Annotated in this window: 18 protein-coding genes and 1 pseudogene; 12 read left to right on the top strand and 7 right to left on the bottom strand. The window is 63.9% G+C overall.

What is annotated here, in order from left to right:
* Position 1 precedes the first annotated feature (1 nt).
* A complete protein-coding gene (locus YH3_RS09825; RefSeq protein WP_054187842.1) occupies positions 2-2,323 on the bottom strand; it encodes an arylsulfatase in 2,322 nt (773 codons plus the stop codon).
* On the bottom strand, positions 2,320-3,297 hold the full coding sequence (locus tag YH3_RS09830) for a TauD/TfdA family dioxygenase (RefSeq protein WP_042452972.1): 978 nt from the start codon (positions 3,295-3,297) through the stop codon (positions 2,320-2,322). The genes YH3_RS09825 and YH3_RS09830 overlap by 4 nt, the downstream gene beginning before the upstream one ends.
* A 342-nt stretch (positions 3,298-3,639) precedes the next feature.
* Between YH3_RS09830 and YH3_RS09835 the strand changes: the two genes are divergently transcribed.
* Positions 3,640-4,911, top strand: coding sequence for an ROK family transcriptional regulator (locus YH3_RS09835; protein ID WP_074447122.1), 1,272 nt, complete (start codon positions 3,640-3,642; stop codon positions 4,909-4,911).
* 15 nt (positions 4,912-4,926) lie between these two features.
* Here the strand turns inward: YH3_RS09835 and YH3_RS09840 are convergent, their stop codons facing one another.
* Positions 4,927-5,286, bottom strand: a complete 360-nt coding sequence (locus YH3_RS09840; protein ID WP_054187841.1) for a nuclear transport factor 2 family protein — start codon at positions 5,284-5,286, stop codon at positions 4,927-4,929.
* Positions 5,287-5,356: 70 nt separating this feature from the next.
* Here YH3_RS09840 and YH3_RS09845 point away from each other — a divergent pair, with 70 nt between their 5' ends.
* Entirely contained in the window at positions 5,357-6,226 is an 870-nt protein-coding gene (locus YH3_RS09845) for a LysR family transcriptional regulator (RefSeq protein WP_064443312.1), read from the top strand.
* On the opposite strand, the gene YH3_RS09850 is transcribed toward YH3_RS09845, so the two are convergent.
* The 3 genes from YH3_RS09850 to YH3_RS09860 all read right to left on the bottom strand — a co-directional run bounded on the left by YH3_RS09850 (position 6,192) and on the right by YH3_RS09860 (position 8,423).
* Positions 6,192-7,196: a tocopherol cyclase family protein gene (locus tag YH3_RS09850; RefSeq protein WP_064443313.1), complete on the bottom strand. Its 1,005-nt coding sequence runs from the start codon at positions 7,194-7,196 to the stop codon at positions 6,192-6,194. The two genes, YH3_RS09845 and YH3_RS09850, sit on opposite strands and share 35 nt — an antisense overlap.
* A complete protein-coding gene (locus tag YH3_RS09855; protein ID WP_003942017.1) occupies positions 7,193-7,585 on the bottom strand; it encodes a PaaI family thioesterase in 393 nt (130 codons plus the stop codon). Before YH3_RS09855 ends, YH3_RS09850 begins: the two co-directional genes overlap by 4 nt.
* A gap of 64 nt (positions 7,586-7,649) precedes the next feature.
* Positions 7,650-8,423 carry a PIG-L family deacetylase gene (locus YH3_RS09860; RefSeq protein ID WP_003942001.1) on the bottom strand — a complete coding sequence of 258 codons (774 nt, stop codon included), beginning with the start codon at positions 8,421-8,423 and terminating at the stop codon, positions 7,650-7,652.
* A 111-nt stretch (positions 8,424-8,534) separates the two neighbouring features.
* On the opposite strand from YH3_RS09860, the gene YH3_RS09865 reads away from it, so the two are divergent.
* From YH3_RS09865 to YH3_RS09900, 8 genes are all read left to right on the top strand, one after another.
* A complete protein-coding gene (locus tag YH3_RS09865; protein WP_064443314.1) occupies positions 8,535-9,761 on the top strand; it encodes an MFS transporter in 1,227 nt (408 codons plus the stop codon).
* Positions 9,707-10,534 (top strand): alpha/beta fold hydrolase, encoded by an 828-nt coding sequence (locus tag YH3_RS09870; RefSeq protein ID WP_042452989.1) that lies wholly within the window; start codon positions 9,707-9,709, stop codon positions 10,532-10,534. The genes YH3_RS09865 and YH3_RS09870 overlap by 55 nt, the downstream gene beginning before the upstream one ends.
* Before the next feature lie 42 nt (positions 10,535-10,576).
* Complete coding sequence (mshA, locus tag YH3_RS09875; protein ID WP_003941843.1) at positions 10,577-11,905, top strand: D-inositol-3-phosphate glycosyltransferase; 1,329 nt, start codon at positions 10,577-10,579, stop codon at positions 11,903-11,905.
* Positions 11,902-12,399 carry a YbjN domain-containing protein gene (locus YH3_RS09880; protein ID WP_047268888.1) on the top strand — a complete coding sequence of 166 codons (498 nt, stop codon included), beginning with the start codon at positions 11,902-11,904 and terminating at the stop codon, positions 12,397-12,399. The genes mshA and YH3_RS09880 overlap by 4 nt, the downstream gene beginning before the upstream one ends.
* A gap of 139 nt (positions 12,400-12,538) precedes the next feature.
* Positions 12,539-14,140: an AMP-binding protein gene (locus YH3_RS09885; protein WP_064443315.1), complete on the top strand. Its 1,602-nt coding sequence runs from the start codon at positions 12,539-12,541 to the stop codon at positions 14,138-14,140.
* Positions 14,141-14,186: 46 nt separating this feature from the next.
* Positions 14,187-14,942, top strand: coding sequence for a phosphoglyceromutase (locus YH3_RS09890; RefSeq protein ID WP_003941992.1), 756 nt, complete (start codon positions 14,187-14,189; stop codon positions 14,940-14,942).
* Positions 14,943-15,104: 162 nt separating this feature from the next.
* Positions 15,105-16,340 carry a cell wall metabolism sensor histidine kinase WalK gene (locus YH3_RS09895; RefSeq protein WP_003941938.1) on the top strand — a complete coding sequence of 412 codons (1,236 nt, stop codon included), beginning with the start codon at positions 15,105-15,107 and terminating at the stop codon, positions 16,338-16,340.
* Positions 16,337-17,026, top strand: coding sequence for a response regulator transcription factor (locus YH3_RS09900; protein WP_003942020.1), 690 nt, complete (start codon positions 16,337-16,339; stop codon positions 17,024-17,026). Before YH3_RS09895 ends, YH3_RS09900 begins: the two co-directional genes overlap by 4 nt.
* A 99-nt stretch (positions 17,027-17,125) precedes the next feature.
* On the opposite strand, the gene YH3_RS09905 is transcribed toward YH3_RS09900, so the two are convergent.
* The gene (locus YH3_RS09905) at positions 17,126-17,911 is read right to left on the bottom strand and encodes a hypothetical protein (RefSeq protein ID WP_003941928.1); all 786 of its coding nucleotides are present in this window, start codon (positions 17,909-17,911) and stop codon (positions 17,126-17,128) included.
* Positions 17,912-17,977: 66 nt separating this feature from the next.
* On the opposite strand from YH3_RS09905, the gene YH3_RS09910 reads away from it, so the two are divergent.
* Both YH3_RS09910 and YH3_RS36020 read left to right on the top strand, forming a co-directional pair.
* Positions 17,978-18,928, top strand: a complete 951-nt coding sequence (locus YH3_RS09910) for a Ppx/GppA phosphatase family protein (protein WP_003941975.1) — start codon at positions 17,978-17,980, stop codon at positions 18,926-18,928.
* Positions 18,928-19,215, top strand: a pseudogene (locus YH3_RS36020) (hypothetical protein); the annotation flags it as partial. The gene YH3_RS09910 and the pseudogene YH3_RS36020, both read left to right, overlap by 1 nt.

The raw sequence follows: 19,215 nt of genomic DNA on the forward strand, positions 1-19,215 counted from the left end.
GCTAGTCGGCGGCATACTCTGCTTCCCGTTCGATGGATTCGATGTGACGACGCGGTACTTGTATCCGGCCGGGTGTGTAGGTGACGGCGCGCAGCGCGCCGCTGTACCGGAAGGGACCATGGCGTCGTCGTACCTCCCACGACACAGGTCCCCTGGCGTCGACACCGACCGAGATACCGGTCCACGGCGCCATTCCCACCAGTTGTACTTGCCCGAGCAGCTGGCCCGCGTGAATGCCGTCGACGCTGACGTGGAGATCCCAACGCAACCGCGGTACCACCGTCACCGACAGCTCGATGCGTTCGGTGCCGAGCGCCAGCGGTCCGGCGTCGACAACGGAGTAGGAACCGAACGCGTTGTACCCGAGATGCAGATGCCCGTCCTCGACGTAGAGAAGGTACCCACCCTGCGGATCGCCATGGGCGACAAGGACACCGGCGTCACCTTCGCGGTAACCGTCGAGTTCGACCGTGATGTCGAAGTCGCGGAACCCGATCAGCTTGGATGAGCGGTAGCGCTCCAGCGGGGGCGTTCCGGCAAGTAGTCGCACCGGGCGTGAGAGTGCTCCTTCCTCCGGACGGCGAACCGCGCCGACGGTATTGCCGAGTAGAGGAAACACGGTGTTCGCCCACGCCGAGTGGTCCCAGGCCTCGGCGAGTTCGCGAACCTTGTCGGGAAACCGTGATGCCAGGTCGTCGAGCTCGGTCGGGTCGGTGCGGACGTCGAACAACTGCCAGTGCGGTTTGTCGATGTCCGCCGGGGTGAGAGCCAGCAGTTTCCAGCCGTCCTTGTAGTAGCCACGGTTGCCGGTCATCTCGGTGTACTGCTCGGTGTGAGTGCTCGGAGCGGCAGACGAACGCAGAACGGACGCGGAAGACACCCCGTCGAACTCTTTCACCGGGAGCCCGTTTCGCACACTGGGTGCGTCGATTCCGGCCAGTTCGAGCAGCGTAGGGGTCAGGTCGGTGACGTACGCGAACTGGTCGCGAATCCCGTTGTCGTCTGCTCCGGGTTTCAGTCCAGCGGGCCAGGACAGGAGAAAAGGAACACGGATCCCGCCGGCAAAGGATTGCCCTTTGTAGAACCGGAACGGGGTGTTGGACGTCTGTCCCCATCCACGTGGATAGTGGACGCCCAATTCAGGTCCGCCGATGAGGGATTCGTCGTGGGGGACATCGCCCACCCAGTCCGGATCCTGAATATGCGCGAACTGTGCGAAGTAGCTTCGGGTCCCGTCCGAACCGCCCTCGGCGGTGCCGCCGTTGTCGGAGGTGAAGACGATGATCGTGTTGTCGAGCTCGCCGAGTTCGTCCAGGGTGTCGACGATGCGTCCGACGCTCTGATCGATCGAGTCGACCATCGCCGCGTACACCTCCATGTAGCGGGCGAACCTGGACTGCACTTCCGGCGTGAGTGATTCCCATTCGGGGACGTCGAAGCCGGGTTCGGAGTTTCGCGGTGCTTGTTGCGTACCTTCCGGAAAGAGGCCTTGCACGAGCTGAGAGGCGAACCGCGACTCGCGGATTCGATCCCACCCTTCGTCGTAGCGGCCGCGGTACTTTTCCTGGTCGGCAGGCTTGGCCTGCAACGGTCCGTGCATGGCGACGTGTGCGAAGTAGAGGAAGAACGGCTTGTCCTGATCGTGGGCGCGGAGGTCCTTGATGTACCCGACCGCTTTGTCGGTCAGATCGTCGGTGAGGTAGTACCCCTCGGGGTACTCGTCCACGTCGACCACAGAATTGTCGGAGATCAGTTGATTGGGATAGTAGAAGGAGTTGAGGCCTTCGAGTGAGCCGTAGTAGCGATCGAAACCGCGCTGCGTCGGCCAGGAGTCACGACTTCGTCCCGGGGCCAGGTTGGCGTCGCGTACGAGGTGCCACTTGCCGACGGCATAGGTCGCATAGCCCGCGCCGCGGAGGATTTCGGGGAGTGTCTGGACGTCGTCGGCCAATTCCAGACGCAGTCCGGGGTAGCCGGGATCGGCGTTGGCGACAAAACCGTACCCGGCGCGGTGCGGATTCAGGCCGGTGAGAAGAGCTGCGCGCGACGGAGAGCAGAGGGGCGTCGTGTGATAGTTGGTCATCCGAATGCCCTGCGCGGCAAGGCGGTCGAGGGTGGGAGTCTCGATCTCGGAGCCGAACGGCCCGATGTCGCTGTACCCCATGTCGTCGATCAGAACCACGACGATGTTGGGTGATCCGGGAATCGGGGTCGTGGAGGTGGGCCACGACGGGGTCGAATCGGCTGCGGTGCGGCCGATTCGACCCTCGAAGCCTTCGTATCCGCGGGCGTGCGGAGGAGGGGCGGAATCCGGTGAAGTCATGGGAGAGTCGAGGCGCCTTCGATGATCGAGTATTCGGAAGCGTCGCCGGCGATGCTGCGGCTTCGTTCCCCGTGGATGTTGACCGGGATGTCGCCGGCAAGGGTGATGCGCTCCAGCCGCCGGTACTGATCGTCGTAGTCGGCGATCGCGTAGTGCTGGGTGGCGCGGTTGTCCCAGATCGCGACGTCACCCGCTTCCCAGTTCCACCGCGTCGTGTACTCGAGCTTGATGGCGTGATCCTGCAAGAGCTTGAATACACCGTTCGACTGTTCGGTGCTCAACCCGACGAAGTTCTTGACAAAATGTCCGAGGACGAGCGTGCGTTCTCCGGTTTCGGGGTGGACCCGCACCACCGGGTGTTCCGTCTCGAAGTACGTGGACTGGAACTCCTCGCGGTAGGCGGCCGTGCGATCTTCGGTGAGCCGCTCGGCGCTGGTTGCCGCATAGTCGTAGACGTTCGTGTGGCGAGCCCAGAGGTTCTCCGCGAGCGCCTTGAGCGGATCCGGCAGTCCGTTGTAGGCGGCTACCCCTGACGCCCACGTCGTGGAACCGCCGTATTCGGGTAGCTGCACCGCGCGCAGGATCGAAGCCTTGGGGATGCGGTCGACGAAGGTGACGTCGGTGTGCCAGCTGTTGGCCTTGCCCAGGTCCGAGTCGATGGGCAGAACTTTTGCGCCGTGCGACTTCACGGTGGGGTGGGCAGTGGTCGGGGTACCCAGCAGTTGGGCGAACTCGTACTGCGAATCGTTGTCGAGGTGGTCTTGCCCGCGAAAGAAGATCACCTTGTGTTCGAGAAGTGCTTGCCGGATGAGGGAAATCGTCGCCGGGTCGAGATGCCCGCCGAGAGTGATTCCGTCGATTCGGGCGCCGATATGCGCGCCGAGGGTGGTGACAGTGCCGCGAGCGGCGTCAACGGCCGCTCCGTTCGTTGATGCCGAATTCGTGAGGGTCGGCTTGGCGAAAGCTGTAGACATGGTGCACCTTTCGTGGGGAGTGTGCCCACCCAAACACGCGAGATTTCGCCCCGACAGGGTTGCGTTCAGTGTGATCGTTACCGCACCTGATTTGTGAATCTCGGTGAAGCTGCTACTTTTGGAGCCATGTCGACCGACCAGCCTGCCGCTTTGCGGGTCACCTATGTGACCGCTGCGCTTGGTTCGCGTCTGCCTCTGGCGCGAGAGCTGTGTTGTCGCCGCCGTTCTTTCTGCAGCTAATTTCTGCGCCTTTTCTGTCTATTTCTTCGTGTGACCAGTGGAAACGCTGATTTCTCGGTCGACAGAGATATGCGCCTTCTCCTCCTTCTGCAAGGGACAGCCATGTCGACACCCACAATCTCCGCCATTCCGAATATCCGATCGCGAACCGCGCTCTCGGGAACCCGGACCCGTACCCAGATAGTTGCGCCCGAACTACGCATCGCCGACGGTCCGTCTGCGACTGTGTTGCGCATTGCTCGATCCCGTGGGCCGCTCTCACGTGACACTGCGGCAAAGGCATCAGGGCTGAGCATCGCCACCGTGAACCGGCAGGTCACGAGCCTGCTGGACCTCGGGATCCTGCGCGAACGCGCGGACCTGACGGCCTCCGGAGCAATCGGGCGTCCGCGAGTTCCGTTCGAGGTCAACCACGAGCCTTATCTGACAGTCGGCATCCACATCGGTGCCGTCGTCACCAGCATCATCGCCAGCGACATTCGAGGAAAGGTGCTCGGCGCCGTCGAGATTCCGACGCCTGCCACCAATTCTGCTGTCGCGCTTGCCACGATTGCGCGCTCGGCCAAATCCTTTGCCTCGCGGTGGCACAAGCGTCGTCCGCTTGCCGTCGGCGTGGCCATCGGCGGTCGCGTCGATTCAGCGACCGGAGTCGTCGATCACCCGCGTCTGGGATGGAAGGGCGCCAAGGTCGGGTCCATCATCGGAGCCGGCTTGGATCTCCCTGTATCGGTAGCCGCCCACGTCGAGGCGATGGCCGCGTCGGAACTTCTGCTCAGCACCGATCGTGCCGAAGCCCCGACGCCGGGCACTACCGGCTTGTACTTCTACGCTCGTGAAACTGCCGGCATCGCAATCACTTTCGAAGGGCGAGTACACACGCCGTCCAGCGGACCCGGTTCGATCGCGCACCTCCCCACCGGTTCGTCCGCACGGTGCACCTGCGGAGCCGTGGGTTGCCTTGAAGCGACGATCAGTGACCGCGCCGTAGTCGCGCAGGCTTTGTCTTCGGGCGCCGTGATCCAGGGCAGCGAGCGTGTCACGATCGCGGACGTCTACCGGGCCGCGTCGTCGGGTTCCATTCCGGCACACGAGCTTCTGGTTGATCGAGCACGCGTCCTCGGCCGGACAGTGGCGATGCTGCGTGACCTGTTCAACCCGGATCGGGTGATTCTGGGTGGTCAGGCATTTACCGACTATCCCGCCGGGGTGCCCCATGTCGCCGAGGCCTTCTCGACGGCATCCTCCTTGGAGCGTAAGGACATTCGAATTACCGGTTTCGGCAATCGGGTTCAGGAATACGCTTCCACGGTCGTGTCACTGAGTTCACTGTTTGCTGATCCCGCTGCGGCTATGCGCCGCGCGTCGGCCGTCTGACTGCGAAGAGGGTAGTCAGAGTTCCGGTCGATCCAAGACTCGCAACCAAGATCCGTCGGGCTGGCGGCGCGCGACCTGCGTGCGCCCGCCGGTTCCGTCGGAAGGTTTGGTCGAGGTCATTGCCAGGTCGCCGCTGATCACCGTCGGTAGAGATTCCTCGACGGTGAATCTCGGTGCAGCTGCCAGCATCTGAGAGATCACCTCGCGGATGGCTTGGCGGCCCACGGTGAGGGACCCGGGCGGGAAGGCCATCACCGCATCCTCCTCGTAAAGTGCGGCGACGGCGTCTGCGTCACCAGCGTTGGCGAACTGCACGAAAAGCTTCGCGATGTCTTCCGGGGTTCCGGCCTTCTGAACGTCATCTGTTGTTGTCATGCTTCCATCGTTCTACCGCACCGGCGATAAGTCCAAGATCTAGTTTGTCTCGCAGCTAGAATTAGCAGTTATGGAACTTCGGCAACTCGAGTACTTTGTCGCTGTCGTTGAGGAAGCTAATTTCACTCGCGCCGCCGAGCGGCTTCACGTAGCCCAGCCGGGTGTGAGTGCGCAGGTCAAAAGGCTGGAACGTGAGCTGGGGCAGGAATTGCTCGACCGTAGTGGTCGAACCGTTTGTCTGACCGACGCCGGGCGAGCTGTCCTCCCACACGCCTACGCTGCACTTGCTTCCGTTCAGAGCACCCGCGACGCTGTCGATGCCCTGAACGGACTTGTTCGCGGCTCCGTTTCGGTCGGGATGGTCACCGCCTGTGCCTCCGCCGATCTGACCGATCTGCTCAGTCGGTTGCACACCAGACACCCCGGCCTGGACATCTCGCTGGCCGAGGACGATTCGCGCAGTCTGCTTGCCGGAGTGTCGGACGGAACCTTCGACATAGCCGTCATCGGGGTGGCGGGAGAGCTGCCGGAAGGGCTCGAATCGAGGGTGATCACCGACGAACGACTGGTGGCCGGAGTGGCAACGGATCATCCGCTGGCCGAGGTGTCGTCTCTACCGTTTGCCGAGCTCGCCACGCGATCGGTCATCTGTCTGCCGGAGGGAACCGGTATCAGGACGTGTCTGAACTTCGCGTGCGCCGCGGCCGGCACCACGCCGACGGTTGCGCTCGAGGCAAGCAACCTCGGCATCATCGTTTCATTGGCCGCGCAGGGGCTGGGAATGGCCGTGCTTCCCGAGTCGGCAGTGGGGGAGTTGCATCGGATCGATCTCGAACCGGAGGCGCGATCTCGGCTGGAATTGGTCTGGCGTTCGTCGGGCGGCAAGAATCCTGCGGCCTCCGCTCTCATCGATCTTGCGAGAGCTGTTCCCGCCGAGTGAGTTCGGCCTGCGCCCGATCCAATCCGCCGTGCTCGAGAGCAGCCAACCTCGACCTGTCCTTCCAGACGATGGTGCCGCGTCGCCGGACGATGACCGACATCGTTCCACCGAGATGCTCGAGCGCTCCTGGCACGTTTCGACGCTCGGCAGGTATCGGAACAGGAAGTATGTGTGCGTCGGCGATGGGTGCGGTCCCGTCGATGTCGACGCTCCACTTCCGGCTGTAACCCCGAAGCGTCCAGCGATCGTCGGACACCGTCGTCTCCACCTGTGACGTCAGAGGATTACCCAGCCGCAACACCGTTCCGTCCGGTAGCGCGGCAACGACGGCGGTGACTTCGGTGCGCAGAGGTCCGGCGCTGACCTGTCCGCCGGCAAACGCCACGCAGGCTCGAGGATCGGTGAACCCCTGTGCCTGTCCCCACCACCAGGATTCCGGGAATCCTCCCTTTCCCCAGTTCTTCTCGCCGTACACCTGCGCTCCGGTGAGATCCCAGCTCTGTCCGTCGATGACGGCGCTTCCCTCGACCCGGCCGCCGAGCAGCCACGGATGCCAGTACTGATTGAGTGCGGGAACTGATTGGAAGTAACTCGACCCCCCGAAGCGGCGGTGCGGCCAGAATCGCTGATTACTGATGCGTACGTCGAGATGACTGTCGCCGAAATCGACCTGGAGTCGATCGGCATTGCCGCGGAAAGCGTTGTCGGCGTAGGCCCCCAGGATACGGGGATCGGCCGATCCATTCGGATGCTCAGCAGTGCGGAGGAATCCGCCTGGGTGTGCCGCGAGACCGAGCGTCGACCAGCTGTCGCCGTCGGCCTTGTTGATTCCGGCGAGCGCGATCACCACCCGTCCGCTGTCTGGCATCGTGAATCGCCAGAAGTAACCCTCCATCGCAACGTCATGGGAGGCAAGCAGATTGCCGTACGGCAGGGTGGCACCCGAAGCGCGGTACGCGGGAAGCTTCACGGTCCCAGTACTGCCTGTGATGCGGTGACCTGAGCGACGAGGCGGCCCTCGTCGTCGCGGATCTCGGTCACCACCGCGACGGTGCTGCGCCCCGCATGCAGTGGCCGGGCGGTTGCGGTGACCGTGCCCTTGCGCACGCCGCGAGTGAAGACGGTCGACGAACTGGTGGTGGACGTACTTGCGCCGGGCGGCAGATTGAGGAATGCACAGACGGCGCCGACGCTGTCTGCCAGCGTCATCAAGGCGCCGCCGTGCATTCCGTTGCCGGCGGTGGTGCGGTGGCTGTCCCAATCCAGATGGCCGACAACCTGTTCGGGTGCCGCGCTGTCCAACTGAATACCGGTGTGAACTGCAAAAGGCATGCTCGCGACAAGTTGTTCGAGGTCCATGCCTACCGATGGTAACGAGCCGCCGAAACCTCCGTCGGGACTTCGGTTTATCGAGGGCGGTGACTCACAGGGGCAGGGCGGTTTCCGACAGCCCTTCCGGCGCGTTGCGACGACGGAACCACTCGGTGCCGAATGCCGCGGCGAGTTGCTCCGTCGGCATTTCGAGGAACGGGCCGAAATCGCCGACCTGCGTTGCGTGCGCGTACATGGCCGCGCGCTTGGACGAGATCACCGAACTGACATCGACCGCGGTGGTGAGTTGGTCAGCCGGAAGCCCGAACGATTCGATGTCCGGCGGCTGCGCCTCCTCGGTCCACTCGGGGTTGGCCTGCATCAGCATCTTCATGTGATCGCGGTTGGTGGACGCCTCGTAGACGAACGGCGTGCCCGCGAGTTCTGCAGCACGAACGCCGACGTGGTGGACCTGGATGTGATCCGGGTGGCCGTATCCGCCGTTGGGGTCGTAGATGGTCAGGACATCGGCGTTCTCTTCACGAAGAACCTCGGCCAGACGCTCGGCGGCCTTCTCGACGTCGACGTTGCAGAACGCTTCCGGATTCTCGTTCTCGGGCGTACCCACCATCCCCGAATCCGGGTAGTGCAGGGACACGACGCGACTGGCACCCAACGCGTCGGTGGACGCCTCGAGCTCACGGCTGCGGCGCTGAGCCAACGTCTCGTATTCGTCCAACAGTCCGTCGGGGAATTCACCGAGAGCACCGTCGGTAGCGGTGACGACTACGACGCGGTGACCTGCGTCGGCGGCCATTCTCATCACGCCGCCCGTAGTGAAAACTTCGTCATCGGGATGGGCGTGGAAACACACCAGGACACTCATTCGCGCAATCGTAAGGCAAGTTACCGACAGGTCAACCCGAGCGCACAGTGAAAACGATTTGTCGAGTCGGCCTCGGCTCTGTGAACCTTGTTCAGTGCACGAGAAGCTGACATGAGCGAATCCACCAACAAAGGCCTGCTGAGCGCCTACCGCGAGATCTTTGCCGCCCCCGGATCGGTCGCCTTCTCGGCCGCCGGATTTGTCGCAAGGCTGCCGATCGCCATGATCGGTATCGGAATCGTGACGATGATCTCGCAACTTCGTGGTGACTACGCGCTCGCCGGCGCGCTCGCCGCGGTTTTTGCGCTCTCGTCGGCGATCATCGCGCCCGCGGTCTCGCGTGCGGTCGACCGCTTCGGACAGCGAGCGGTCCTGCCGATTGCCGCAGCCGTGAGCGTCACCGCGATCGGGGCGCTCCTGCTCGCAGTCCGGATGGAAGCTCCCGACTGGCTGCTGTTCGTGCTGATTGTGCCTGGCGGCGCCACGCCGACGATCGGGGCGATGATTCGCGCCCGATGGGTCGCGATCTACGTCGGAAAACCTCAGATGCGCACCGCCTTCGCCTTCGAATCGGTGGTGGACGAGCTCTGCTTCGTGGCGGGCCCGGTCATCTCGGTAGGTCTGAGCATCGGGCTCTTCCCCGAGGCTGGACCACTGGCAGGGTTGATCCTGCTGGTCACCGGAACCCTGCTGCTGGTCATACAGCGCAGAACCGAACCGAAGGTGCATCCGCGTCGACCCGGCCGCGGACGATCGGTTCTCGGTAACCACGTGATGTGGATCGTCATCGTGATCATGGTGATGCTCGGAACGATCTTCGGCGTCATCGACGTCGGCGCCATCGCGTTCACCAAGGAACAGAATTCGCCGGGGTCGGCGACGCTGGTCCTCGCGCTGTTCGCCGGCGGTTCGGGAATCGCGGGACTGATCTTCGGGTCGATGCACCCGGCGCGATCGCTGCGCGGGCAGTTGATGATCGCGTCCTCGGCGGTCGCCGTTCTCAGCGTCCCGCTTCTGTTGGTCGGAAACGTGGCCGCACTTGCGGGTGCCTACGTGCTGGCGGGCGCGACCATCGCACCGACGCTCATCATCGCGACAGCCCTGGTCGAACAGATCGTCCCGCCGGAAAAGCTCACCGAGGGAATGACCCTGACGGTTACCGGCCTCGGCGTCGGCGTGGCGCTCGGGTCTGCGCTGGCCGGACAGCTGATCGATCGCTACGGCGTCCCGTCGGCCTACATACTCGCCGTCGGCGCCGCAGTCGCAGCCTCTATCGTGACGGCATGTCTATTCGTGAAGCCGTCAGCGTCGACGGCACGTCCATCGTCTATCGAGTAACCGGAAATTCGGCGGGGACCCCGCTGGTGTTGCTGCACGGCTGGGCTCAGTCCTCGCAGTGCTGGGGCGAGCAGGTCCTCGCGGACCTGGCCGCGGACTATCGGCTGATCGCCGTCGATCTGCGCGGCCACGGTTACTCCGATGCGCCCGAATCCGGATACGACGATTCCGCGAACTGGGCCGGCGACGTCGCGGCTGTTCTTGCGGCCGAAGGCGTCACCGAGAACGCGATCCTGCTCGGCTGGTCGTACGGCGGTCTGGTGATCTGCGATTACCTGGCAGCGCACGGCACCGGCGCGGTGGCGGGTGCGGTTCTGGTCGGGGCGATCACCAGCATCGGGCGCGGCGAAAAAGGTGGCAAGGTCGGCTCGGCGATGCGTAGCGCAGTTCCCGGCGCGATGTCCGAAGATCCCCGCGAGGCGATCCGTGCACTCGGCGCTTTCGGCAATGCTCTCACCGGCCCACCCGAGGGCAAGGGTGCAGCGTCGCAGGCCTTGTTCGGGTACAGCCTCTCGACGCGTCCGCGGGTGCGCGCAGCACTGTTCAACCGTGCTGTCGGTCACGACGAGTTGCTTCGCAACCTGGACATCCCGGTCCTCGTTCTGCACGGAACCGACGACTCCGTCGTCGACGTGAGCGCAGGTAAGCACGCCGAGGAACTGATTCCCAAGTCCCAGGCGTCGTACTGGGAAGGCTGCAATCACGGCCCGTTCGTGGAGGATCCGACACGATTCGTGTCCGAAGTGCGAACCTTCATCTCGAGCCTCGGTTAGAGTTCGCGCCCGGTGAGGGGGCAGTATGGAGTCGTGACGCCCATGCACATTTCGCGCCCTCGCCGGGTGGCCGTTCTCTCGGTCCACACCTCGCCATTGGCGCAACCCGGCACCGGTGACGCGGGTGGGATGAACGTCTACGTTCTGCAATCCGCCATTCAGCTCGCCAAACGTGGCGTCGAGGTGGAGATATTCACCCGCGCGACGTCCTCGGCCGACGCACCCGTGGTGGACGCCGCTCCCGGAGTGCGGGTTCGGAACATTGCTGCTGGTCCCTTCGAAGGGCTGGACAAGGCGGATCTGCCGACTCAACTGTGTGCCTTCGTCGCAGGAGTTCTGCGGGAGGAAGCGCGCCACGAGCCCGGGTACTACAGCCTGATTCACTCGCACTACTGGTTGTCCGGTCAGGTCGGCTGGCTGGCCCGCGACCGCTGGGGCGTGCCCCTCGTACACACCGCCCACACCCTCGCGGCGGTGAAGAATCTTTCGCTTGCCGAGGGAGACACCCCGGAGCCGGCAGCACGTCAGATCGGCGAGCAGCAAGTAGTCGCCGAGTCCGATCGCCTGGTCGCCAACACCACCGACGAAGCCAAGGCGCTGCACGAGTTGTACGGCGCAGATCCCACGCGTATCGACGTCGTGGCTCCCGGCGCCGATCTCACCCGCTACCGACCGGGCGATCGCGATTCCGCCCGCGCGTCGTTGGGGTTGGACCCGGGCGAGGTCGTCGTGACTTTCGTCGGCCGGATCCAACCTCTGAAAGCGCCGGACGTTCTGCTGCGTGCTGCCGCCGAAGTGATCAGCCGTCGCCCCGAGTTGCCGTTGCGCATCCTCGTCGTCGGCGGGCCGTCCGGAACTGGCCTCGCGCGGCCGGACGTGCTGATCGAACTGGCACGCTCACTCGGCATCACAGCGCAGGTGACGTTCTTGCCGCCGCAGGCTCCTGAGCGTCTCGCCGATGTCTACCGTGCCTCGGATCTGGTTGCGGTGCCGAGCTATTCGGAGTCCTTCGGATTGGTCGCCATCGAAGCTCAAGCCTGCGGAACTCCCGTGATCGCCGCCGACGTCGGCGGACTGGGAGTAGCCGTACGCAACGGGGAGACAGGCCTGCTGGTTCAAGGACACCGCACCGAAGACTGGGCCGGCGCCCTCGAATCTTTGGTGACAGCACCGACGCGCTTGGCCGAACTCGCCGCGCAGGCACCGCGTCACGCCGAAAATTTCTCGTGGGAACACACCGCGGACGGTTTGCTCGAGAGCTATCGCAAAGCCGCAGTCAACTACAACAACGGAACCGGTCCCAGCGACTTCTCGCCCCGCCGTGCGCGGGGTCTGTGGCGTCTGCGCCGGACCGGGGGAGTGCGTACATGAGCAGCATTTCGGACACCATCGAGCAGGCCCTCACCGAGCGTGAACTCGACTTCACCAGAAAAGACGACGCGCATTTCATCGTCGAACTTCCCGGTGAACACAAACTCAAGACGTCGACTCTGCTCACCGTTGGCAATCACGGTGTGCGGGTCGAGGCCTTCGTGTGCCGCAAGGTGGACGAGAACTTCGAAGGCGTCTACAAGTTCCTGCTCAAGCGCAACCGCCGTCTGTACGGGGTGGCGTACACACTCGACAAGGTCGGGGACATCTACCTGGTCGGCAAGATCGCGGAGCATGCCGTGACCGGCGATGAACTCGACCGAGTGCTCGGTCAGGTTCTCGAAGCCGCCGACGGCGATTTCAACGTCATCCTCGAACTCGGCTTCTCCTCGTCCATCAAGCGTGAGTGGGCGTGGCGGGTGTCGCGAGGCGAGTCGCTGGCGAATCTCGAACCGTTCAAGCACCTCATCGAGGAGGAGCCCGCGCAGAGCTGATCGAGCGGGGTGAGACACATCGCGGATGTGTCACGTAAAGTGGCCTTTACTTGTGACTGTCGTCACGGAATAATACTGTTCCCGTGAGTCACAGTAAGTTGGTCACACCACCCCGCCGCGCAACTTTTCGAGGAGCACAGTGAGCTTCAAGAGTCCGTTCCCCGACGTTGAAATCCCCAACCTCAGCGTCTATGACTTCCTGTTCGGAAATACCGACCCCGCAGACCTCGACAAGACGGCATTCGTCGAGGGCAGTTCGGGCGCAGTCACCTCATACGCTTCGCTGATCGCACAGATCAACGGCGTTGCAGGCGCTCTCGCAGCGCGCGGACTCGCCGTCGGCGACGTGGTCGGACTGCATTCGCCCAACGTCCCGGCCTTCGGTTCCGTCTTCCACGGCATCCTTCGTGCCGGTGGCGTCGCGACCACGATCAACGCGCTCTACACCGCCGAGGACATCGCCAAGCAGCTCACCGATTCCAAGGCCAAGTTCCTCTTCACCGTCTCGCCGCTCCTGCCGCAGGCAAAGGCCGCTGCTGACCTGGTCGGTATCCCGGCCGAGAACGTGTTCGTGCTCGACGGGGCCGAAGGCCACCTCTCGCTGCGTGATCTGCTCGGCGAGGGTGCAGCGGCGCCCGAGGTCTCCTTCGATCCGGCCACCCAACTCGCGGTGCTGCCGTACTCCTCGGGCACCACCGGCCGACCCAAGGGGGTCATGCTCACTCATCGCAACCTCGTGGCCAACGTCTGCCAGATCATTCCGCGGATGGGTATCGAGACCGACGACAAGATTCTCGCGGTCCTGCCGTTCTTCCACATCTACGGCATGACGGTCCTGCTCAACGCTGCGCTCTATCGCCGCGCGAGCCTCATCACGATGCCGAAGTTCGATCTCGTCGAGTTCCTGCGGATCGTCGCCGAGCAGAAGTCGACGTACATCTTCGTCGCACCGCCCGTTGCCGTCGCGCTGGCCAAGCATCCGCTCGTCGATCAGTACGACCTCTCGAGCGTGCACACCATCTTCTCCGGTGCGGCCCCGCTCGACGCGGCGCTCGGCAAGGCCGTCGCCGACCGGTTGAACTGCCACGTCCGCCAGGGCTACGGCATGTCCGAGATGAGCCCGGTCTCGCACGCGATCCCGTTCGATCGTGACGACATCGCCCTCGACACGTGCGGTCCGACCATCGCCAACATGGAATGCAAGCTCGTCGACCCCGGAACGGGCGAAGAGGTCGCGTACCCGCCTCTCGGCTCGGACGGCGTCAGCGAGCCCGGCGAACTGTGGTGCAAGGGCCCGAACATCATGCTCGGCTACCTCGGCAACGACCAGGCCACCAAGGACACCCTCGACGACGACGGTTACCTGCACACCGGTGACATCGCGACCGTCGACGGCGACGGCGTCGTCAAGATCGTCGACCGCCTCAAGGAACTGATCAAGTACAAGGGCTACCAGGTTCCCCCGGCGGAACTCGAGGCCTTGCTGCTGACCCATCCGCAGATCGCCGACGCCGCAGTGATCGGTGTGCTCGACGCCGAGGGCGAAGAGGTCCCGAAGGCATTCGTCGTGCTCCAGGACGGCGCCGAGTTGACCGAAGCCGACGTGATCACCTTCGTCGCCGAGCGCGTCTCGCCGCACAAGAAGGTCCGCCAGGTTTCGTTCATCAGCACCGTGCCGAAATCCGCGGCCGGAAAGATCCTCCGCAAGGATCTGCGAACTGCGGAAGTTGCCCCGAGCTGATTTCCGGACAGGGTTGATCAAGAAGGGTTCCGGTACTCGTGCCAGGATGAACGCCATGAGTATCGGAACCCTGGTCCTGCTCCGCCACGGCGAGAGCGAATGGAATGCACTCAATCTGTTCACCGGCTGGGTGGACGTACACCTGACAGACAAGGGCATGGCCGAGGGCAAGCGCGCCGGCGAACTGCTCGCCGAGCACAACCTGTTGCCCGACGTTCTCTACACGTCTCTGCTGCGCCGCGCGATCAGCACAGCCAACCTCGCGCTCGACGCCGCCGATCGCCACTGGATCCCGGTAGTGCGCGACTGGCGTCTCAACGAGCGTCACTACGGCGCTCTGCAGGGCAAGAACAAGGCGCAGACCAAGGAAGAGTACGGAAACGAGCAGTTCATGCTCTGGCGTCGTAGCTACGACACCCCGCCGCCCGCCATCGAAGCCGGCAGCGAGTACAGCCAGGACACCGATCCCCGGTACGCGAACCTCGACGAGGTTCCCTTGACCGAGTGCCTGCTCGACGTCGTCAAGCGTCTGATCCCGTACTGGGAGGACACCATCTCCCAGGAGCTGCTCGCCGGTCGGAACGTGCTGGTCACCGCGCACGGCAACTCGCTGCGTGCGTTGGTCAAGCACCTCGACGGCATCTCGGACGAGGACATCGCGGGCCTGAACATCCCGACCGGAATCCCGCTGCGTTACGACCTCGACGAGAACCTGAAGCCGCTCAATCCCGGCGGCACCTACCTGGATCCGGAGGCCGCAGCTGCCGGCGCCGCCGCGGTGGCGAATCAGGGCGGAAAGTAGCAACCCGATGATGTGCGTCGAGGCCCCCCGAACAGTGATTTCGGGGGGCCTCGGCCAACAGCAGATGAACGACGAACCAACGCCGTCCACCTGGCGGATTACACGGGTGGGAACGTCCGAACCCGCCGTAACCGACTCTTCGCGCGAACGTACGATTGCGCCGTGAGTGTCGTGATTGCAGTGCTGCTGGTCGTGGTCGCCGGCTTGGTCGGCTACCTCGTCGGCGGGGTGCTGGTCCCCAGGCTGTCGTCGCGCCAGAGTCAGCGCTCGGACGAACAGACCGGGCTCACGATGTCCCAGGTTCTCGACCTCATCGTGTTGGCTTCGGAAAGCGGTATCGCCGTCGTCGACGGTTTTCACGACGTCGTGCTCTTCAATCCTCGCGCCGAGGAACTCGGTCTCGTCAAGAATCGTCTGGTCGACGAGCGAGCTTGGCGGGCTGCTCAGGAAGTTCTGCGGACGGGTCAACCCGTCGAGGTCGATCTGACGGCGCAGACCGCTCAGCGGGGCCGCGACAAGATCGCGGTACGTGGCACGGCCCGGTTGCTCAGCAAGGACGATCGCAACTTCGTGGTCCTGTTCGCCGACGACGATTCCGAGCAGGTCCGCATGGAGGCGACCCGACGCGATTTCGTCGCGAACGTCAGCCACGAACTCAAGACGCCGGTCGGTGCGATGAGCCTGCTCGCGGAGGCGCTGCTCGAGTCCGCTGACGACCCGGAATCGGTGCGCCACTTCGGCGAACGGGTGCTCGGTGAGTCGATTCGTCTGGGCAAGATGGTCACCGAGTTGATCGCACTCTCGCGTCTGCAAGGTGCCGAGAAGCTGCCGGATCTCGACGTGGTCGACGTCGACACCGTGGTGTCCGAAGCACTGTCGAGGTCGAATCTGTCGGCCGAGGCCGCCGGGATCACGGTCACCACCGACCATCCGAGTGGGCTGGAAGTGCTCGGGGATCAGACTCTCCTCGTCACAGCATTGTCCAACCTCATCGAGAACGCTATTGCGTACTCGCCCAAGGGTTCTCCGGTGTCCGTCAGTCGTTCGGTACGCGGCGACAATGTCGCGATCGCAGTCACCGACCGAGGAGAAGGCATCGCGAAAGCGGACCAGGAGCGAGTGTTCGAGAGATTCTTCCGCGTGGACAAGGCGCGGTCACGGCAGACCGGTGGAACCGGTCTGGGGCTGGCGATCGTCAAACACGTCGCGGCCAATCACAACGGCTCCATCGAACTGTGGAGCAAACCGGGAACAGGGTCTACCTTCACGTTGCAGATACCGGCACACGTGGAGTCGGACGACGACATCGACTCTGACGACGCGGGAACCGCCGGTTCCACGCGGATCGGCAGACGAGAACAAGGCAGTAGAGAAAACGGCATGGAGGCCAAACGATGACGAGTGTGCTGATCGTGGAGGACGAGGAGTCCTTGGCGGACCCGCTGGCGTTCCTGCTCCGCAAGGAAGGCTTCGAGACCACCATCGTCAACGACGGACCGTCGGCGTTGGCGGAATTCGATCGCTCCGGAGCGGACATCGTCCTGCTCGACCTCATGCTGCCCGGCATGAGTGGCACGGACGTCTGCAAGGCGCTGCGGTCGCGCTCCGGCGTCCCCGTCATCATGGTGACGGCGCGTGACAGTGAGATCGACAAGGTTGTCGGCCTGGAACTCGGTGCGGACGACTATGTGACCAAACCGTATTCGGCGCGCGAGCTGATCGCTCGCATCCGTGCGGTGCTGCGCCGCGGGGTGGAGAACGAGGCGGACCTCGCCTCCGACAACGGGGTGCTCGAGGCCGGACCGGTACGGATGGACGTCGAGCGCCACGTCGTGCAGGTCGCGGGTAACCCGGTGACGTTGCCGCTCAAGGAGTTCGACCTCCTCGAGTACCTGCTCCGCAACTCCGGTCGGGTGCTGACCCGCGGACAGTTGATCGACCGCGTCTGGGGCGCCGACTACGTCGGTGACACCAAAACCCTTGACGTACACGTGAAGCGGTTGCGTTCGAAGATCGAATCGGATCCGGCCAAGCCGGAACATCTGGTCACGGTCCGTGGATTGGGTTACAAGCTCGAAGCGTGATCGAACCTCGTCGAGAAGAAATGTCGAGAAGAAATGTCGAGGAGAATTCAGCCGCTCACACGATCGTGTGAGCGGCTGAATTCTTTTGTCTAGGCGGAGTCAGCCCTGAGCTTTGTTCTGAGCGATCGTGGTCGCCGGATGGACTGCGATGAGGCCGAGGCCCGCGCGACGTCTGCAGAGGCGAGCCAGCTCGTCGTACGCGCGCTTTCCGAGAAGTTCCGTCAACTCGGGCCCGTAGGACTGCCAGACCTGCCGCTCCCCGACATGAGCGTCGGGGGAGCCGGAGCAGTACCAGGCGAGGTCGTCGCCGCCCTCACCCCAGCCGCGGCGGTCGTACTCGGTGATCGTGGTCTTGAGGATCTGGACGCCGTCCGGCCGGTCGACCCAGTCCTGGGTGCGGCGGATCGGTAGCTGCCAGCACACGTCCGGTTTCACCTCGAGCGGCTCGATGCCCTTCTTGAGCGCCATGGAATGCAGAGCGCAGCCCTCGCCTCCGGCAAAACCCGGCCGGTTGAGGAAGATGCACGCTCCTTTGTAGCGGCGGGTGCGCAGCGCGGGCTCGTCCTCGAGGTCGTCTTCTTCGACGTAGCCCTTCTTGCCGAGACCCTTTTCCATGAACTGCCAGTCTTCGGCTGTGAGCATTTTCACTGACGCATCGAGCTTGTCCTGATCTTCCTGATCGGAGAGGAAAGCGCCGTGCGAGCAGCAACCGTCGTCCGGGCGGTCTCCGATGATGCCCTGACACGCCGGCGTGCCGAACACGCAGGTCCAATGCGAGAGCAACCACGTCATATCAGCGGAAATGAGGTGTTCGGAGTTATCCGGATCGACAAATTCGACCCATTCGCGAGGGAAATCGAGATCGACCTCGGGGCTCGGAGTCATCTTGTGGGACCGGTCTGGGTTACCTGCTGTCACAAGGGCCGACCGTAGACCCAGTAACGTGGCGATGTGCGACTAGGGGTACTCGACGTCGGAAGCAATACCGTCCATCTATTGGTTGTGGACGCCCATCGGGGCGGCCACCCAACACCCATGAGCTCGACCAAGTCCACGTTGAGGCTGGCAGAAAACACTGACGACCGCGGCGATATCACCACGTCAGGAGCCGATCGGTTGGTGTCGACGGTTTCCGAATTCGCCGGTATCGCCAAGACGTCCGGGTGCGAGGAAATGATGGCTTTTGCCACTTCCGCGGTCCGTGACGCCAACAATTCCGAAGCCGTACTCGCCCGCGTCCGCGCCGAGACCGGAGTCAACCTCGAGGTTCTGTCCGGGGTCGACGAAGCCCGCTTGACCTTTCTGGCCGTGCGCCGCTGGTACGGCTGGAGCGCCGGACGCATCCTGAACCTGGACATCGGCGGCGGCTCGCTCGAACTCACAGCAGGTGGTGACGAGGATCCGGACGTCGCCTTCTCACTGCAACTCGGTGCCGGACGGTTGACGCGCGACTGGCTACAGGCCGATCCGCCGGGCAAGCGCCGGGTCGCTGTGTTGCGTGACTGGCTGGACGCGGAGTTGGTCGGACCAGCCAAGGAACTGCGCGCCGCCGGCGACTGGGACCGCACGGTCGGGACTTCGAAGACCTTCCGATCGTTGGCTCGGCTCACCGGCGCGGCCCCTTCTGCCGCAGGCCCCCGGGCAAAACGGACCCTGACTTCCAGCGGACTCAGGCAACTCATAGCCTTCATATCCAGGATGACGGCGGCGGACCGTGCAGAATTGGAAGGAGTGAGCTCGGATCGGTCACAGCAGATTGTGGCCGGCGCGCTCATCGCAGAGGCAACCATGCGGGCGCTCGGAGTGGACGAACTGGAAATTTGTCCCTGGGCACTGCGTGAGGGTCTGATTCTGCGAAAGCTCGACACAGAAATGGGCGGTGAATTGGTGGTGAGTGCTTGATGACCGAGGACAGTCAGCAGATTTCCGTAGCGGAACTGCTCAAGCGGAACGGTCAGAGCGTCGAATCCCGAGGTGGACGACGCCGGCGCGGCGTAGCCGGTGGCATCTCCGTCGCCGAACTGACGGGTGAGATCCCGATCGTTCGCCAGTCGGGATCGCGCGCGGCCGCCGAGCCCGAGTCCGACGAACCAGCAGCCCAGCCCGAAGCCGCTGCGCCGGAAAACTCTGCGCCTTCAGCGCCGGCCGAGGCTGTCGCGGAAACCGCCAAGTCAGCCGAACCGGCACCG

Origin of the sequence: Rhodococcus sp. YH3-3 (assembly GCF_001653035.1) — a bacterium.
GTDB classification, from domain to species: domain Bacteria; phylum Actinomycetota; class Actinomycetes; order Mycobacteriales; family Mycobacteriaceae; genus Rhodococcus_F; species Rhodococcus_F qingshengii.

Coding starts and splice junctions, on each gene's coding strand:
- YH3_RS09825 (WP_054187842.1), bottom strand. CDS start 2,323: ATGACTTCACCGGATTCCGCCCCTCCTCCGCACGCCCGCGGATACGAA.
- YH3_RS09830 (WP_042452972.1), bottom strand. CDS start 3,297: ATGTCTACAGCTTTCGCCAAGCCGACCCTCACGAATTCGGCATCAACG.
- YH3_RS09835 (WP_074447122.1), top strand. CDS start 3,640: ATGTCGACACCCACAATCTCCGCCATTCCGAATATCCGATCGCGAACC.
- YH3_RS09840 (WP_054187841.1), bottom strand. CDS start 5,286: ATGACAACAACAGATGACGTTCAGAAGGCCGGAACCCCGGAAGACATC.
- YH3_RS09845 (WP_064443312.1), top strand. CDS start 5,357: ATGGAACTTCGGCAACTCGAGTACTTTGTCGCTGTCGTTGAGGAAGCT.
- YH3_RS09855 (WP_003942017.1), bottom strand. CDS start 7,585: ATGGACCTCGAACAACTTGTCGCGAGCATGCCTTTTGCAGTTCACACC.
- YH3_RS09860 (WP_003942001.1), bottom strand. CDS start 8,423: ATGAGTGTCCTGGTGTGTTTCCACGCCCATCCCGATGACGAAGTTTTC.
- YH3_RS09865 (WP_064443314.1), top strand. CDS start 8,535: ATGAGCGAATCCACCAACAAAGGCCTGCTGAGCGCCTACCGCGAGATC.
- YH3_RS09870 (WP_042452989.1), top strand. CDS start 9,707: ATGTCTATTCGTGAAGCCGTCAGCGTCGACGGCACGTCCATCGTCTAT.
- mshA (WP_003941843.1), top strand. CDS start 10,577: ATGCACATTTCGCGCCCTCGCCGGGTGGCCGTTCTCTCGGTCCACACC.
- YH3_RS09880 (WP_047268888.1), top strand. CDS start 11,902: ATGAGCAGCATTTCGGACACCATCGAGCAGGCCCTCACCGAGCGTGAA.
- YH3_RS09890 (WP_003941992.1), top strand. CDS start 14,187: ATGAACGCCATGAGTATCGGAACCCTGGTCCTGCTCCGCCACGGCGAG.
- YH3_RS09900 (WP_003942020.1), top strand. CDS start 16,337: ATGACGAGTGTGCTGATCGTGGAGGACGAGGAGTCCTTGGCGGACCCG.
- YH3_RS09905 (WP_003941928.1), bottom strand. CDS start 17,911: ATGACTCCGAGCCCCGAGGTCGATCTCGATTTCCCTCGCGAATGGGTC.